At 44.6% G+C, this 17,476-nt stretch carries 16 protein-coding genes; all 16 read left to right on the top strand.

The window, feature by feature from the left end; all coding sequences use genetic code 11:
- Window positions 1-98 precede the first annotated feature (98 nt).
- The 16 genes from NSS65_RS16450 to nikE all read left to right on the top strand — a co-directional run bounded on the left by NSS65_RS16450 (window position 99) and on the right by nikE (window position 17,442).
- The gene (locus tag NSS65_RS16450) at window positions 99-1,973 is read left to right on the top strand and encodes a nucleoside-diphosphate sugar epimerase/dehydratase (protein WP_326135266.1); all 1,875 of its coding nucleotides are present in this window, start codon (window positions 99-101) and stop codon (window positions 1,971-1,973) included.
- Window positions 1,939-3,087, top strand: a complete 1,149-nt coding sequence (locus NSS65_RS16445; protein WP_326135267.1) for a glycosyltransferase family 4 protein — start codon at window positions 1,939-1,941, stop codon at window positions 3,085-3,087. Before NSS65_RS16450 ends, NSS65_RS16445 begins: the two co-directional genes overlap by 35 nt.
- Window positions 3,080-3,919, top strand: a complete 840-nt coding sequence (locus NSS65_RS16440) for a glycosyltransferase (RefSeq protein WP_034280992.1) — start codon at window positions 3,080-3,082, stop codon at window positions 3,917-3,919. The genes NSS65_RS16445 and NSS65_RS16440 overlap by 8 nt, the downstream gene beginning before the upstream one ends.
- Window positions 3,912-5,042: a glycosyltransferase family 1 protein gene (locus tag NSS65_RS16435; RefSeq protein WP_326135268.1), complete on the top strand. Its 1,131-nt coding sequence runs from the start codon at window positions 3,912-3,914 to the stop codon at window positions 5,040-5,042. Before NSS65_RS16440 ends, NSS65_RS16435 begins: the two co-directional genes overlap by 8 nt.
- 14 nt (window positions 5,043-5,056) lie before the next feature.
- On the top strand, window positions 5,057-6,160 hold the full coding sequence (locus tag NSS65_RS16430; protein ID WP_120207724.1) for an EpsG family protein: 1,104 nt from the start codon (window positions 5,057-5,059) through the stop codon (window positions 6,158-6,160).
- A 27-nt stretch (window positions 6,161-6,187) separates the two neighbouring features.
- Window positions 6,188-7,210 (top strand): glycosyltransferase, encoded by a 1,023-nt coding sequence (locus NSS65_RS16425; RefSeq protein ID WP_326135269.1) that lies wholly within the window; start codon window positions 6,188-6,190, stop codon window positions 7,208-7,210.
- Window positions 7,211-7,221: 11 nt separating this feature from the next.
- Window positions 7,222-8,244: a polysaccharide pyruvyl transferase family protein gene (locus NSS65_RS16420; RefSeq protein ID WP_326135349.1), complete on the top strand. Its 1,023-nt coding sequence runs from the start codon at window positions 7,222-7,224 to the stop codon at window positions 8,242-8,244.
- 28 nt (window positions 8,245-8,272) lie between these two features.
- Window positions 8,273-9,787: an MATE family efflux transporter gene (locus tag NSS65_RS16415; protein WP_326135270.1), complete on the top strand. Its 1,515-nt coding sequence runs from the start codon at window positions 8,273-8,275 to the stop codon at window positions 9,785-9,787.
- A 20-nt stretch (window positions 9,788-9,807) separates the two neighbouring features.
- Window positions 9,808-10,401: a sugar transferase gene (locus tag NSS65_RS16410; RefSeq protein ID WP_080943491.1), complete on the top strand. Its 594-nt coding sequence runs from the start codon at window positions 9,808-9,810 to the stop codon at window positions 10,399-10,401.
- Window positions 10,364-11,050, top strand: coding sequence for an acetyltransferase (locus NSS65_RS16405; RefSeq protein WP_326135271.1), 687 nt, complete (start codon window positions 10,364-10,366; stop codon window positions 11,048-11,050). Before NSS65_RS16410 ends, NSS65_RS16405 begins: the two co-directional genes overlap by 38 nt.
- Entirely contained in the window at window positions 11,050-12,228 is a 1,179-nt protein-coding gene (locus NSS65_RS16400; protein WP_070326037.1) for an aminotransferase class I/II-fold pyridoxal phosphate-dependent enzyme, read from the top strand. The genes NSS65_RS16405 and NSS65_RS16400 overlap by 1 nt, the downstream gene beginning before the upstream one ends.
- Before the next feature lie 149 nt (window positions 12,229-12,377).
- Window positions 12,378-14,000 carry a nickel ABC transporter substrate-binding protein gene (gene nikA / locus NSS65_RS16395; RefSeq protein WP_111926760.1) on the top strand — a complete coding sequence of 541 codons (1,623 nt, stop codon included), beginning with the start codon at window positions 12,378-12,380 and terminating at the stop codon, window positions 13,998-14,000.
- 18 nt (window positions 14,001-14,018) lie between these two features.
- Entirely contained in the window at window positions 14,019-14,963 is a 945-nt protein-coding gene (nikB, locus tag NSS65_RS16390; protein ID WP_326135272.1) for a nickel ABC transporter permease subunit NikB, read from the top strand.
- A complete protein-coding gene (nikC, locus tag NSS65_RS16385) occupies window positions 14,960-15,793 on the top strand; it encodes a nickel ABC transporter permease subunit NikC (RefSeq protein WP_070326035.1) in 834 nt (277 codons plus the stop codon). The genes nikB and nikC overlap by 4 nt, the downstream gene beginning before the upstream one ends.
- A gap of 4 nt (window positions 15,794-15,797) precedes the next feature.
- Window positions 15,798-16,613: a nickel import ATP-binding protein NikD gene (gene nikD / locus NSS65_RS16380; protein WP_170825849.1), complete on the top strand. Its 816-nt coding sequence runs from the start codon at window positions 15,798-15,800 to the stop codon at window positions 16,611-16,613.
- Between the two features lie 13 nt (window positions 16,614-16,626).
- Entirely contained in the window at window positions 16,627-17,442 is an 816-nt protein-coding gene (gene nikE / locus NSS65_RS16375; protein WP_326135273.1) for a nickel import ATP-binding protein NikE, read from the top strand.
- The last annotated feature ends 34 nt before the right edge of the window (window positions 17,443-17,476 follow it).

The raw sequence follows: 17,476 nt of genomic DNA, 5'->3' as shown, positions 1-17,476 counted from the left end.
CCGTGCCTTAGATGCTCGTCATCAGTAGTGGGATGTGAGGACGGGTTTGATGCCCATGTTACGTAAGAATAGTGATGCTTTAAAAAGGGGGAGGAGCGTTGACTTACGCCCAAAGATTATCAATCATCGTAGCACTAGATTCATATCTCATCTTAGTTGCCGTCTTTTTTGGTTTTCAATTTGTCCAAGAGGCGGCTTTAACCGTTTATACATTTGAAATGCTCGCCATTTCTTCACTCAGTCTGCTCATTGGGCACCATATATTTGCCTGCATGTTTCATGTGTACAAGCAAGTATGGGCTTATACAGGAGTAAGAGAGTTATTTTCTTTAATGAAGACCTTTGTGTGTTCTTTTTTATTTTCGATGACGATGCTGTACCTTTTCGTGCAGACATGGCCATTTCGGTTTTTATTCATCGTGTGGCTTTTTCATATCTTATTCATCGGTGCATCTCGTATGGCTTCTAGGCTATTTCATGATGGGGCAAAACGGCTTCAAGCAGAAAAAGAGCGGGCATTAATTATTGGCGCCGGATCAGCGGGGACCATGCTCGTTCGTCAGCTTCAGCAATCGAGTGATGTACATATTGAGCCAGTCGCCTTCATCGATGATGACAAGACGAAACATCGGCTTGAAATTATGGGTCTGCCTGTCATAGGAGGAAAAGAACAAATTCAAACAGCTGTCGTCATGATGGATATTCAGAAGATCATCATCGCCATTCCGTCCAAAAGCAGCCACACCTTAAAAGGGCTGTATAAGGAATGTGTCGCGACCGGAGTCAAAACACAGATCATGCCGGAAATGGAGCAGATTTTAAAAGGAACCCATGCGCTGAATCAATTACGGGATGTACAGCCAGAGGATTTACTAGGGAGAGAACCGATTCAATTAGATACGAGCTGTCTATCTGCTCATTTAAAGGGAAAAACAATCATGGTCACAGGGGCAGGCGGATCAATTGGATCAGAAATCTGCCGTCAAATTTGTGTGTTTGCTCCTCAAGCGATTGTACTTGTGGGACATGGAGAATTTAGCATTCATTCTATTTTACTAGAGCTGAAAGAATTATATGGAGGCAGCATCAGACTCTATCCACAAATTGCGGATATTCAAGATAAACAGAAAATGAGTGAAATCGTTGGTCAATTTCAGCCGGATATGATTTATCATGCTGCGGCACATAAGCATGTTCCGCTCATGGAGATCAGTCCGAAAGAAGCCGTGAAAAACAATATTATCGGGACAAAAAATGTCGCAGAAGCCGCACACGAGCACGGTATTGAAACATTCGTCCTCATCTCATCTGACAAAGCGGTCAACCCTGCTAATGTGATGGGAGCTACTAAGCGGTTTGCTGAAATGCTGATCATGCAAATGGGGGCAAGCAGTGAAACAAAATTTGTCGCCGTTCGATTTGGAAACGTACTCGGAAGCAGAGGGAGCGTCATCCCTATTTTTAAGAAACAAATCGAGCAAGGCGGGCCGGTGACGGTCACGCACCCAGCCATGACAAGATATTTTATGACCATCCCAGAAGCATCAAGGCTTGTGATTCAGGCAGGTGCACTGGCAGAAGGAAGACAGATTTTTGTTTTAGATATGGGGGAGCCAGTGAAAATCGTGGACCTCGCAGAAAACCTCATTCACCTCTCAGGCTACACCACAGACCAGATTCCGATCACTTTCACAGGCATTCGTCCTGGAGAGAAAATGTACGAGGAATTACTCAACCAGCATGAAAAAGCACAGGAGCAAATCTTCCCGAAAATTCATATCGGCCATGCGCTGGATGGTGACCCATATGTGCTGAACCGCTTTATCCATGAATTTGACATGATGAGCGAAGAGCAGATGAGACAAGCATTATTTGCTGCCATTGAGTCACATGATATGTTGTCCGAACAGATGAAACGAGAGGAGGAGCCGCTTGTCAATGAAGAAAAAAGTCTTGTTTTGCGCAACGGTTGATTATCACTTTAAAGCCTTTCATCTTCCGTATTTCCGGTGGTTTCAGGAACAAGGATGGGAAGTGCATACAGCGGCAAACGGCCAGCTGAAGCTGCCCTATGTGAATCAAGCTCACTCAATTCCGATTCAGCGCTCTCCTTTTCATGTACGCAACCGGCTTGCGTATGTAGAACTGAAGAACCTGTTAGCAAAAGAGCACTATGATTTCATCCATTGCCACACACCAATGGGAAGTGTCATTGGCAGGCTCGCAGCCAAAGGTACGCGCAAAAAAGGAACGAAGGTTCTCTACACGGCACATGGCTTTCACTTTTGGCAGGGGGCGCCGCTTCAAAACTGGCTGCTCTATTATCCAATAGAGAGATTTCTAGCCCGCTATACAGACGCTCTGATCACCATTAATGGAGAAGATTTTAAAAGAGCCGACCGTCTATTAAAAGAGCGGACATCTGTTTATTATGTGCCCGGTATGGGTGTGGATATGAAACGGTTCGCACCTGTCGATGAAAAAGAGAAGCAGCGCCTTCGCGCAGCCTATGGCTTTTCCTCGGAAGATTTTATCGTGCTGTGTGCTGGTGAATTAAATACGAATAAAAATCAAGGGATGCTCATCAAAGCATGTGCGCAGCTGTCTAGGAAAATACCAAATATAAAAATCGTGTTTGCGGGGGAAGGGACAATGAGGCCGAACTATGAAAAGCTTACCCGCCAGCTCCATCTTGAAAATCATGTCCACTTTGCTGGGTTCTGCAAACAAATAGAGGAATGGATGCATATAAGCGATGTATGTGTTTCCACCAGCTTGAGAGAAGGGCTCGGAATGAACCTGCTTGAAGCGATGTCGGCAGAAAAACCTGTGATCGCAACGGAGAATAGAGGACATTGTGAGCTTGTCAAACATGACGTCAATGGTTTTTTAGTTAAACCGCAAGATGTGAATAGTTTAGCTGATTACTTGCAGCAGCTCTACGACAAAAAAGATCAGCTGCCTCTCATGGGAAAAGCGGGACGCTCTATGGCTCATGCATTTGCACAGGAGCAGACGGTCAGTGCAATGGAAGAAATTTATACAATCTATATGGATCAAGCAGAGAAGGTGATACAGCATGCATAAACCAAAGGTGTCTATGATCATGGGCGTCTACAATTGCCAAGAGACAGTAGAAGAAAGCATTGAATCTATTCTTCATCAAACATATGAAAACTGGGAGCTCATCATATGTGATGACGCATCAACAGATGGCACTTATGAGAAAGTGCTGTCTTATACAAAACGACATCCTGAAAGAATCCGCCTGATCCGCAATAAACAAAATCAAAGACTCGCTGCCAGTCTCAATCGCTGCCTGGCTGAAGCGAGGGGAGAGTTGATTGCAAGGCAGGATGGCGACGACATTTCTGTGCCTGTTCGTTTAGAAAAACAGGTTCATTTCCTCGATACATATCCTGAATATGATGTGGTTGGTACGGCGATGACAGTTTTTGATGAATCGGGAACAAAGGGTGTACGGGCACTTGTTTCAGAGCCCGATCGGAAGGTGATGGCAAGAGGGACTCCTTTTTGTCATGGGACCATTATGATGAGGGCTTCTGCTTACAAGGCTTTACATGGATATCGCTCTGTGAAAACAACAAGGCGGATGGAAGATATCGATCTTTGGATCCGCTTTTTTGCTGCTGGGAGAAAAGGCTTTAATTTACAAGAGCCGTTATATCTGGTGAGAGAGGATGATGCGGCTTTTCAGCGGCGGAAGTTTCGATATTCGATAGATAATGCCTGGCTCGTTTTGAAAGCATGCTGGCTATTAAAGCTGTCGCCGCTTGACTATTTATTTGCTCTAAAGCCAGTGGTCCGTGCCTTCTTGTCACCGAAGATCATGAAGCTTTATCATCGCCGGAAGCTGGCGTCGTCTATGCTGAAGAGGAGGGCGGTTCGGGATGAGTGAGCCAAAGCGCGTGCTTCATATTGTGGGCGGGATGAACCGCGGCGGAGCTGAAACGATGATTATGAACATTTATCGTGCACTCGACAGGAATGTCCTTCAATTTGATTTCATTACCCACCGGCAGGACGTCTGTGATTATGATGAGGAAATTCGCCGGCTTGGGGGACGCATCTTTTACGTCCCAAGTATTGGGGCGTCCTCTCTGGTTGCTTTTGTGAAAACATTGACCAAGACAATTAGGCAAACAGGGCCCTATCAGGCAGTGCATGCACATACGGATTTTCAGACAGGATTCTCCGCACTTGCTGCCAAACTAGCGGGGGTGAAGGTGCGCATTTGCCATTCACATAATACAGCGTGGAAGCCGTCGCCAAACTGGCTGGATCATATGATGCTCAAAGGGTTTCGCCAGCTGATCTTTACATTCTCTACACAGCTTGTTGCATGCGGCGAGGATGCCGGTGTCTTTTTATTTGGACAGAAAAAAATGCAGAACGGGCAAGTTGAGGTGCTGCCAAATGGGATAGATTTATCCCTTTTTTTTCGGCCTGATCCAGACGAAAAGGCGGAGATCAAAAAGCACCTCCATCTTCGCGAAAAAAACATGGTCATCGGTCATATTGGGCGGTTCCATGAGCAAAAAAATCATGTTTTTTTTATGGAGTTGGCACAGACCTTAAAGAAGCAAGGAGTTTCATTTCAGCTTGTCCTCGTAGGGGATGGACCGCTGAAGCAAGTAGTCGAATCGTATGCGGAGAAGGCAGGCTTGATGGATGACGTTGTCTTTACAGGCGTCGTATCAGACGTTCCGCAGTATATGAAAGCATTTGATGTATTTGTGATGCCTTCCTTGTTTGAAGGTCTTCCGCTTGTATTAGTGGAAGCACAGGCGTCTGGTCTGCCTTGTGTGATTTCAGATCATATTACAGAGGAAGTAGATTTAGGCTGCGGGCTTGTGAAAAGGAAGTCGCTGCGAGATTCCGCGCATGAATGGATGAAGGCGGTGCTTGAAGCATATCATGCAGAACCTCCTCTTCAAGAGACCATTACCTCTCAGCTTGAAAAAAGAGGATTTGATGTGAAACAGAATATTACACGTGTGATGAATCTATACGGACTGTAAGGAAGGAAGAGCAGATGGCGGTTTATTTGGTGAACATGATCATGGTCTATTTATGGTCGAGCTTTGCCGCATTCTACGGCAGGCGTGATGATACCATTCAAAGCGGATGGCGGCCTAATAAGCTTCTGGTGTTTTTTCCGTTTCTGTTTCTTTGTATCGTAGCTGGTATTCGGTATAAAGTAGGAACCGATTTTGTCACATATGGCCAGATGTATGAGTTCTCCATCAATTACGAAAAGCCTTGGCATATATTTGGATTCGGTGTGGATAAGGCCGCAACGGATCCAGGGTTTACGTTTATTTTATGGATGCTTAATCAACTGTCTCATGATCCGCAAATCATGTATATCTCAGTCGGAGCCATTACTTATTTTTTTATCATCAAGACGCTTATTCAATATGGCCGTCCATTTGAGCTGAGTATGCTGCTTTTTCTTGGGACCTTTCATTATTATGCGTCATTTAATGGCATGCGTCAGTATATGGTGGCAGCGATCCTCTTTTACGCCATTCGGTTGGTGATCAATGGACAGTGGAAATTGTATTTTCCGCTCGTCCTTGTATGTTCATTGTTTCATTCATCCGCTCTCATCATGATTCCTGTGTATTTTATTGTGAGAACAAAGGCTTGGTCTTGGATGATGCTGGTCTTATGCCTGGTGTTCTTAGGCTTAACCGCTCTTTATGACCGTTTTGTCTCGGTGTTTGTCGTGATGCTGCAAGGCAGTTCATATGGTCATTACGAGGAGTGGCTCACAACGAATACGAATGGAATGAATGTGACAAAAATCGGTGTCTTGATTTTACCGCTTCTGCTTGCTTTTTTTTATCGAAAACGACTTCGTGAGCTGACGCCTGAGAGTGATTACATTGTGAATTTTTGTTTGCTTGGTTTCTTGTTTGGCATCCTTGCAACGAAGGATGTCATTTATGCAAGATTTCATATTTATTTTGGCTTGTATCAGCTCATTTTACTGCCATATTTCACACGCATTTTTGATCAGCGGTCTAATGTGTTTATGTATGTAGGGATTGCTGTTTGCTATATTCTGTACAGCATCATGCTGATGCCGTTCGATTCTTCGGTTTTGCCGTATAGAACGATTTTTACAAAGTAGATTTGAAGAAAGGTGGGGCATGCTGTAATGCCAGCTATCAGTCTATTGGTCGCAGTTTACAATACGAGTCAATATGTGGAGCAATGTCTTCAATCAATTGCAGATCAAAGCTTTTCCGATATAGAAGTTATTCTTATCAATGATGGATCGACCGACCGCAGCGGTGAATGGCTTGAAGCATTTGCTGAGCGTGATGAGCGTTTCCGGGTAATCCATCAATCCAATCAAGGGTTAGGCGCTGTGAGAAACCGGGGCATCGAGGAAGCGAAAGGGACGTATCTCGCCTTTGTGGATTCAGATGATATTCTCGCTCCTCATTACTGTGAAGCTATGTATGAAAAAGCCGAAATGACCGGTGCAGATCTTGTTGTGAGCGAGTATTGGATTCAATTTGAACAGTCAAAGCGAACGATAGCAACGACGCTGTTAGACAAGCGCTCAGCCGAAAAAACGGATTTAATCAAAGCGTTATTACACGGAGACTTGACTGGATTCTCATGGAATAAGCTGTATCGGCGTGCCTTTATGGAGGAACACCACATTCGATTTCCGCTGCGGGGTGAACTTGAGAACATTGAAGATCAATATGTGACGCTGCGCTGTTTTTCTTTATCACGCAGCATCGCCTTTGTTCATGAGCCCCTTTATTATTACAGGGTTCATCTGTCATCTATTGTACAGCGATATCAGAAGCAGTATTTTCTTCATGGACTGACCTTTTATCATGCACAGCGCTCTTTTTTAAAAGAGCATGATGACATCTCTCTGTATGAGAAAGCATTAGACTTTTTTATCGTCAATCATACGCTTCATTGTATGCTCAACGAATGGAAGAGCCAAAATGATCTCTCTATTCAGGAAAAGCTTGATCACATGCGTGAAATGGTCACACATGATGCTTTTCAGCATGCCGTCAAACAGGTGGAACTATCGAAGCTCACGGTTCGAAAGCGAATGATTTTATTTCTTGCTAAGTGCCGATTGATTTATCCGCTTTCTGCTGCGGCATCAAGCTATCAAAAATGGATCGAATATCAGACAAGGAAATAGGGGTGATGGGATTGACAGTGCAGCAATTGAAGGCAAAAACCGCAGAGTGGCTGCTCTTAAAGGTCAAATATCCGCTTGAGTATAGACTGAGCCGCCAAAGGCTGCCAGAGCTGAGTCATCAGAAGAAAATCATTCTCACGCTGCTGCCGGGCCATGATAATTTAGGGGATCATGCGATTGCCTATGCGAGTTATTGTTTTTTAAAGAAACACTTTCCAGCCTATGACATCATAGAAGTGGACATGAAAGAGATCTATCGCCTTGCCCGTCCGCTAAAGCGCAGCCGGCATCCAGAAGACATCGTCTGTATGATCGGCGGGGGCAATATGGGGGATTTATACCGGTACGAAGAATGGACGAGACAATTTATCATCAAGACCTTCAAGTCCTATCCCATGATCCAGCTGCCTGCTACTGTACATTTTACAGAAACAAAGAGAGGGAAACGAGAGGAGCGCCGCGCCATTTATACGTATAATCAGCATCCAAGATTGCTCCTCATGGCAAGAGATCAAACAACCTATGAATGGATGAAGCTTCATTTTCCTGATCAAGATGTGTGGAAACAGCCTGATATGGTGCTGTCATTAGACGAATCATTAAAGGATGAAACACGTGAAGGGGTTCTGCTTTGTCTGCGTGAGGATCAAGAAGCGTATCTCACAAAGAAGGAGCGCCAGCAGCTGCAGCAGCATATCCAAGAGACATATGATCAAGTCGGTTTAATCACAACGACAATTGGCAGACGAGTCGATCGAACAACTCGCTTGAAGGAGTTAACGTCTTTGTGGACGGAGTTAAAACAAGCGCAGGTCGTCGTGACAGATCGTCTGCATGGCATGATCTTTTGTGCGATCACTCATACACCGTGTGTTGTCCTTAGATCGTTTGATCATAAGGTGATGGAGGGATTTGAGTGGGTGGCTCACCTTCCGTTTATGACCCTTTTAAAAGAACCAAATGAGGCCGCTGTGAAAGAGGCCGTTCATCAGCTGATGAAAACAAGCGGTCAAAAGGGAGAGGAAGCTGGATGAGGGCTCTTAAACGCTGCGTGAAAGCACAATGAATCGAGCGTTTCTTTACAATGCCAGTGCGAACTTAATCACGTTTGTTCTAATGATGCTCATGTCTGTTTGTTTAACACCTTATATTGTTCATACGCTTGGGGTAGAAGCATTCGGCTTAATCCATCTGACGCAAAATATGATCAACTATTTATCGGTCATTACGGCTTCGTTAAGTGCGGTTGTTGTGCGATTTTTTTCTGTGGCGGCTCATAAAGGAGAGATGGAGAAGGCGCAGCGCTATCTCGCTTCCTATTTCGTCAGTTCGTTTTTACTATCGATCAGTCTCTTTTTGCTTTGTCTTTTCATGTCTCAACAGCTGGTTGAGTGGCTTCATGTGCCTGTTCATCTCGCGAAAGACACACAGACTGCCTTTATTTTAGGGGGTCTTTTATTTATGCTCAATTTCGTCATGTCTGGCATTGGGGCTGCACCGTTTTATGCAAATAAGCTCTATGTATCAAGTGTTGGACAGGCGATTCAAATGTTTTTGAGGGCGCTGATGATTGTCATCCTGTTTACATGGACGACACCAGCCATTTGGCATATCCCGCTTGCGGCCGTCATTGGAAGCTTAGCGGCTATGGGAATCGGTATCTATTATTTTAAGAAACTCATCCCTTGGTTTTCGTTCAAGTGGCGGCACGTCTCATTATCGTCTAGTCTCACTCTTGTTCGATCAGGGGTCTGGCATTCATTTGAGCAAATGGGGATTTTGTTGTTTTTACAAATTGATTTATTGATGACCAACTTGCTCATTGGAGCGGAAGCGACGGGCCAGTATGCGGCAATTTTACAGTTTCCATTATTATTACGCACACTGGCAGGGACACTGGCCGTTGTGTTTGCACCAACGATTACGAAATTTTATTCGAATCAGGACAAAGAGGGACTCATTCAATATGCTGCAAACGCCATTAAGTGGAGCGGCTTATTTGTTGCGTTCCCAGCCGCACTTCTAGGAGGTCTCGCTGGTCCGCTCATGCTTTTATGGCTTGGGCCTGCCTTTGAAGAACTGAAATGGCTTCTTATGATTCATGCGGCTTATTTATGTTTGACCTTGATGTTTTTACCGCTCACATATGTGCCGACTGTGTTTAATCGATTGAAAGTTCCTGCAGTTGTCACCCTTATATTAGGTGTCTCTAATGTGCTTTTTGCCTATGGATTGACTCATATGCTGCAGCTTGGTTTATATGGCATTGCATCAGCGGGGGCAATGGTTTTATTGATTAAAAATATTGTGTTTCTGCCATTTTATACAGCCAGGATCACGAATCAGAAACGCACTATCTTTTACAAGCATACACTGGTTCCACTTGCTGGAGGGCTATTTATTTGGGGCATCTGTGCGGGGATTCAGGCGGTATATAACGTGACTTCATGGTGGGAGCTGTTTTGTATTGGCGGGCTTTGTTTCATTCTCTATATGGGCTACTTGTATCTGTTTGCAGGAACGAAACGAGAGCGGATGCAGCTGATGCGTAAGGTAAAACATGCGGTCTCCCGCTAATATGAAAAGGAGATGCAATGATGAAAAGAATGATAGATGTGACGGTGGCATTGACGCTGCTCATCGCAGGCAGTCTTCTTTTTCTTCTCATCTATGGACTGATTAGATGGAAAATTGGAACGCCTGTGGTGTTTCGGCAGAAGCGGCCTGGTCTGTATGGCCGGCCTTTTATGCTATATAAATTTCGGACGATGACCGATGAACGCGATGAACATGGGGTGCTGCTGCCAGATCATCTGCGATTAACAAAAACCGGCGCCTTGATTCGAAAGCTTAGTCTTGATGAATTGCCGCAGCTTGTCAATGTACTCAAAGGAGAGCTTAGTCTTGTAGGGCCAAGACCGCTTTTGATGGAGTATTTGCCTATGTATACAGAAGAACAAGCAAGGCGTCATCTTGTGAAGCCAGGCATAACAGGATGGGCACAGGTGAACGGCCGGAACAAGCTTACCTGGGAGGAGAAATTCACCTATGATCTTTGGTATGTCGAGCATCAATCGTTTTGGCTCGATATGAAAATTTTATGGATGACCTTGCTGAAGGTCATGAAAACAGAGGGGGTGCAGCAGCCGGATCATGCCACAGCTGAAAAATTCAAAGGAACCGATATATAAGAAGAAAACCATTGGTTTAATTGGGGCCGGAGGACATAGCAAAGTCATCCAAGATCTCATTTTTGCACATGCCGATTACTCATTATGTGCGGTGTTAGATGATCAATTTGAAGAGGCGGTCACTCAAAGCGGGATTTTGTATGGACCGATCTCCATGAGTGAGCAGCTGAGAGAGACAATGCCTCTTATGAAATGGCTGATTGCGATCGGACAAAATGAGATCAGACAGCTCATCAAGGAACGCCTCTCATTTGAAAATACAGCATTTGCCACACTCATTCACCCAGAGGCGGTGATGAGTCCGTCAGCTGTCATTGGAAGGGGGACTGTCGTGATGGCAAGGGCAGTGGTTCAAGCAGATGCAGCCATCGGTGAGCATACGATTATAAATACAGGGTCTATCGTCGAGCATGACTGCAAACTCGAATCGTTTGTGCACCTGTCACCAGGCGCGGTGCTGACTGGCGGTGTTTCCGTGCGGGAAGGTGCCCATATTGGGGCTGGTGCCGTGGTGACACCCGGTACAACGATCGGAAGCTGGACGGTCATTGGCGCTGGAGCGGCTGTGACAAGAGATATACATGATCATAAGGTCGCTGTAGGAATTCCTGCAATTGAAATCAAAGACCGGAGAGAAGGTGGGAAGTGATGAAAGAAAGGAAGCGAATTTACTTATCTCCTCCGCATATGAGCGGAAAAGAGTCTCTCAAAATAGAGGAAGCCTTCAAGAGCAACTGGATTGCGCCGCTTGGACCGCTTGTGAATGAATTTGAACAGGCAGTGGCGGACTATGCAGGAGTGAAGTCAGGAGCGGCTTTATCTTCAGGAACAGCAGCGATTCACCTTGCTTTAAAGCTGATAGGTGTACAAAAAGGAGACATTGTCTTTTGTTCCACCCTCACGTTTGTTGCAACGGCAAATCCGATTTTATATGAACAAGCGGAGCCCGTTTTTATTGATTCTGAAAGGGAGACATGGAATATGTGCCCGCTTGCTTTAGAGAAAGCCTTTGTTGAATCAAAACGTCTTGGTAAAAAACCTCGCGCGGTCATCGTTGTCCATTTATATGGGCAAAGTGCAAAAATGGACGAGATCATGGCTTTGTGTGAAGCATATGATGTACCAGTCATTGAGGATGCGGCTGAATCGTTAGGCGCGCTTTATAAAGGAAGAAAAAGCGGCTCAATGGGCAGGTTCGGTATCTATTCTTTTAATGGAAATAAAATCATTACAACATCAGGGGGCGGAATGCTTGTGAGTGATGATGAAGCTGCGATTGAACGATGCCGCTTTCTTGCTTCACAGGCCAGAGAACAAGCGATGCACTATGAGCATCAAGAGATGGGATACAACTATCGCATGAGCAACCTCTTAGCAGGGGTCGGGATTGCTCAAATGGAAGTGCTGGACGAGCGTGTTGAACAAAAGCGCCGCATTTTCCAGCGTTATCAGGACGCTTTATCAAAATCAGAGGGTCTTCATTTGATGCCAGAATATCAAGAAACGAAATCCAACCGCTGGCTGACGGCCTTGACCATTGATCGTGACACACAATTGTCTCCAGCAGATATCATTGGTGCTTTAGAAAAAGAACAAATCGAAGCAAGGCGTGTATGGAAGCCGCTGCACCAGCAGCCGCTCTTTCGTCATTGCCCTTTTTATACTGCGGAAAAAGGCACTCCTGTATCTGAGCTGTTATTTGAGCGGGGGCTTTGTCTTCCGTCTGGAACGAGCATGACAGATGCAGATCAGGAGCGTATCATCCATATACTCCATGACATGCTGCGAGAAAAAACATTTACCTCTTCACAGGCTGCTCATTCGTAAGCAGCCTGCCTCTCTTTCTATCAAATTCCTCAATTTATGGAATAAATAGGAATAAGTGTTGTCATTTCGTATCAAATATGATATTGACAACAGGTGCCTTCCTCCTTAAAATGAAAATGATTATCAGCATCAATTAGGAGGAACAACTTATGTCTATTTGGAGAAATTTTCCGAAAATTAAAATAAATTCAGCATTACCATTCCTGCTTATTTTCTTTTTACTAGTAGGATGCTCTCAAACAAACAATGGAGCAGAAGGCAATAAGGATCATCCTGATATGATCACAATGGCGTGGCCAAGAGATATTGGTGAAATGAATCCACACGTATACAACCCATCACAATTATTTGCGCAATCAATGATTTATGAGCCATTGGTCAGCTATCAAAAGAATGGTAAGCTGAAACCTGAATTAGCGAAATCATGGGATGTTTCAAAGGATGGCAAAGTGTATACGTTCCATTTAAGAGACGGAGTGACATTCTCAGACGGCTCTAAATTTAATGCGGACATTGTCAAAAAGAACTTCGATACGATTTTAAAAAATAAAGATTTACATAGCTGGTTAGGTGTCATTAAGAAAATCAAAAAGACAGAAGCCGTTGATAAAAAGACATTTAAACTCACATTAACAGCACCATATTATCCAACTGTGCAAGAATTAGCCGTTGTTCGTCCAGTTCGTTTCTTAGGTGAAGCAGGTTTCCCTAAAAACGGAGATACGTCAAAAGGAATTGAAAAACCAGTGGGGACAGGCCCTTGGGTTTTAAAAACATATAAGAAAGATGATTATGCCATTTTCGAACGAAACAATCATTATTGGGGAGAAAAACCAAAGGTAAAAGAAATCAAGGTAAAGGTCATCCCAGATGCGGAAACGAGAGTCATGGCATTTGAAAAAGGTGATGTGGATTTACTTTACGGAGAAGGAACCATTAGCCTTGATTCCTACAAACAGCTTGAGGCAAGCGGCAAGTATGAAACGAAAATGTCAGAGCCTGTTGCAACGAGACAGCTTGTTATGAACACAAAAGTGGATCAGCTGTCAGATGAGAAAGTGCGTCATGCCCTTCAATATGCCTTCAATAAAAAATCAATGGTAGAAGGGGTCACCTCAGGTTTAGAGGATGAAGCAGACCACATCCTGCCGACTAACATGCCGTATACGTCACACATTCAAGTGAAGTCTTTCAAATATGATGTGGACAAAGCCAAAGCATTGCTGGATGAAGCGGGCTGGACACTTCCAAAAGGAAAATCCGTTCGTGAAAAAGATGGGAAAAAGCTTGAGTTTAGTATGATGTATGACTCAGCGGAATCAATTCAAAAAGCGATGGCGGAAACGCTGCAAGCAGAATGGGCAGCCGTTGGTGTCGGCGTTAAGCTTGAGGGTGTGGATTTGGCCACACAGGTTCAGCGCTTTAAAGCCAATAAGTTTGATATGAACTTCTTTAGCAACTACGGAGCGCCGTATGATCCGCATACATTTATGAACGTTCTCTCATCAGATGGTTTTGGATTTAAAGAAGCTATCTCAGCCTACCCAAATAAGGAAAAGCTGATCAAAGAAATGACGGAAATTCCATCCACAACAAATGAAAAGAAACGCAAAGCACTGTATTCGTCCGTCTTATCCTCTTTACAGGATCAAGGGGCAATTGTGCCAATCTCTTATTTTAAAAAGACAGCCGTTTATCAAAAAGCTGTGAAGGACTTTGAATTCCCTGCAAATCGTGATGAACATCCTTTCACAGGCATTAAGCTGAAGTAACAGAAGGAAGGTAAGGAAATGGGCCGCTATATCGTCAAACGAGTGCTATCAATTATTCCTGTATTTTTATTAGCCACACTGCTCACAACTGGTATGATTCTCCTCTCGCCAGTTGACCCGGCTGAGGCATATTTAGCAGCGGCTCATATCCAGCCTACGGATGAAATATTAGCGCAAAAACGAAGTGAATTCGGCTTAGATGAGCCGTTTTATATGCAGTATCTTCATACCATTGAAAAAGTCATTCACCTTGATTTCGGCCGGTCGTATATGTCCAATCAGCCTGTCGTTGATGAGGTGATTTATCGAATACCGGCGACAATTCAATTGGCGCTTACCAGTCTGCTGATCGCTATTTGTGTCAGCATTCCGCTCGGCTTTTTCAGCGGCATGAGGAAAAATGGTGCCGTGGATCATGTGAGCCGGCTCATTTCTTTCTTAGGAGCATCTATCCCGACGTTTGTCTTGGGGTATTTGCTCATCTTCTTTTTTTCAGTGAAGCTTGACCTCTTACCAGTTGAAGGGATTGGAACATGGGAGCATCTCATTCTGCCGTCGATTACATTGGCAGTCCCTTTAATTGCTACGTATACAAGGCTGTTAGGGTCAAGTGTGAGTGAGGCGCTTCAAGAGCCTTTCGTTCAATATGCGAGAATTAGAGGATTGAAGGAACAATCGATCATGTTCAAGCATGTGTTCAGAATGGCGATATCGCCGATGCTGACCGGACTAGGGGTGAACCTTGGCAAGCTGTTAACCGGAACCATTATTGTAGAGGCCGTTTTCTCATGGCCGGGGTTTGGCCGCTTTTTTATTGAAGCGATCTTTAACCGGGATCTGCCTGTCATTCAATTTTATGTCCTCATGTCAGCCTGTATTTTTATCTTGAGCAGCTTGATCGTTGACTTAGTTCAGCTGATCATAGACCCCCGTATTTCTAGAAAGGAAGGCCGCCAGCAATGATGACAAAAGTAAAACATCTCTTCTCTCATCAAAAGATGATCTCGATCTGCGCTTTGCTGCTCGGTCTCCTGCTGATTGTGACAATATGTGCACCATGGATCGCTCCGCATGATCCGGCAGCTGTCAATCTAGCGATGAAGCTAAAGGGGTCTTCGTGGGAGTATCCTCTTGGGACAGATCAATTAGGGCGGTGCAATTTATCTCGTATTTTATATGGTGCGCGCGTTTCGCTCGGCTGTGCGTTATTAATCTTTCTTTCTTCGTTATTCATTGGTTTAATTGTCGGCCTGTTTTCAGGATACAAAGGCGGCTGGATCGATCACGTATTGATGAGAATCTGTGACGGCGTCATGGCATTTCCAAACCTTGTGCTGATCCTTGGATTAGTCGGCATCTTCGGTCCGGGACTTTCTCAAGTCGTACTTGCCTTGATGCTAGTGCAATGGGTGTATTATGCCCGCGTCTTCCGAGGAATGGTGCTCAGTTTAAAAGAACAGAACTTTATTGCAGCTGCAAAAATCAGTGGGACCTCGCATTGGAACATTATGAGAAAGCATATGATTCCCAATGTTCTGCCGCCATTAGCAGTCATTGGAACACTTGAAATGGGCTGGGCGATTATGGACATATCAGCGATGTCCTTTCTCGGATTAGGCGTTCAGCCTCCTATGCCTGAATGGGGAGCGATGATTCATGAAGGAAAGTCGTACATTCAAACGAATCCTCAGTTAATGCTGTACCCAGGTCTTGTGATCATGGCTGTGGTGGTTCTGTTTAATTTACTAGGAGAAGCCCTTTCAGAGAAATATGGCATCAAACGCCGTGTGTAAAGGAATGATCAATGTGCAAGAGTCCATTTTACAAGTAGAGAACCTGCATGTGCAGACGAAAACTCCTCAAGGGACAACCCCTCTTATTCAAGAAGTCTCGTTTGAAGTAGGGCGTGGTCAAATTCTTGGATTAATCGGTGAGAGCGGCTGCGGGAAAACAGTAACAAGTATGTCGATCTTACGTATGCTTGATCGAAAAACAACTGAAGCCACTGGCAGTATCACATTACAGGGACGAGAATTGATTGGTATAAGTGAGAAGGATATGCGTTCCATTCGGGGCAAAGACATCTCGTATATTATGCAAAATCCAATGAACAGCTTTACGCCGGTATGGACAATCGGTCATCAGCTGGTTGAAACCATCCGCCGGCATACTGCTGTCAGTAAAAGGCAGGCACGAGCACAGGCAATGGATGCGTTAGCGCAAATGAATCTGCCGCAGCCAGACCAGCTGTTCAATAAGTATCCTTTTGAATTAAGCGGAGGGATGCTGCAGCGTGTCATGATTGCCATGGCTGCCTGTATGCACCCGCCCCTCATCATTGCAGATGAGCCGACAACCGCATTAGATGTACACAATCAGAAACGGGTGCTTCAGCATCTGAACCAAATTCGTCATGAACATGGAACGGCCATTTTACTCATTACCCACGATCTTGGTGTCATTGCTGAAATGGCAGATCAAGTTGTCGTCATGAAACAAGGAGAAATAGTTGAAAAGGCGGGAGTTCTTGAACTTTTTGAACAACCAAAGCATGATTATACAAAAAAACTATTAGCAGCTCGTCCATCCATCCCAGCTGTTTGTCCGATTTGAGGTGAGAAGTCCTTTGCATTTATTAGAAGTGAAAGCAGTCAGTCATGCATACAACAGCCGGTCGTTTCTAGTCAGAAAAAAAGGCGCAGCCCCTGTTCTGAAAAGCGTCGATTTAACTATTGAAGAAGGCACCTGCCTTGGGCTGCTGGGACAAAGCGGTGCAGGAAAAAGTACACTTGGCCGCATCATACTTGGTTTAGAGAAACCAAGAACTGGACAGGTTCTTTTTGAAGGTCAGGATGTCTATCGTGCAGATCAGCCAACACGTAAGCATTTTCGCCGGCATGTGCAAGCGGTGTTTCAGGATTCCTATTCGGCAGTAAATCCAAGGTGGACAGTCGAACAAATTTTATCTGAGCCGCTTGAAAACTATGAATCTATGAGCCGGAAGGAACGTAAAAACGTACTGATTCACTGGCTGGAAAGAGTCGGGCTCGGTGAAAAGGATTTGTCTAAATATCCGCACCAATTCAGCGGCGGCCAGCTGCAAAGGATCAACATCGCTAGAGCCTTATTGCTCCAGCCAAAGCTCATTGTGCTTGATGAATCTGTCAGCAGCTTAGACATGGTGACGCAGGCTGTCATTTTAGATTTATTAGTAGAATTAAAGAAGGAGCTGGGTGTGGCTTACTTATTTATTACACATGATATAACAGCAGCCTATCACTTATGTGATCAATTGGCGATTCTTGATCAAGGAGAGCTTGCAGCCCAGTTTCAATCAAAGGATGATTTTTTTTCATCAGAAAAGGAAGCGGTGCGGAAAATGAGAAATGCAATGCTCGCAAATCATCCTTTGTCACGAACGATTGGCAGACCGGTTCGGTAAAACTTCATTTTATCAATACCTCAGCGTGTAGGTC

Source organism: Bacillus sp. FSL K6-1006 (assembly GCF_038593175.1).
GTDB classification, from domain to species: domain Bacteria; phylum Bacillota; class Bacilli; order Bacillales; family Bacillaceae; genus Bacillus; species Bacillus safensis.
Note: the sequence above shows the minus strand (reverse complement) of the source record. Positions and strands in the feature narration are given on the sequence as shown.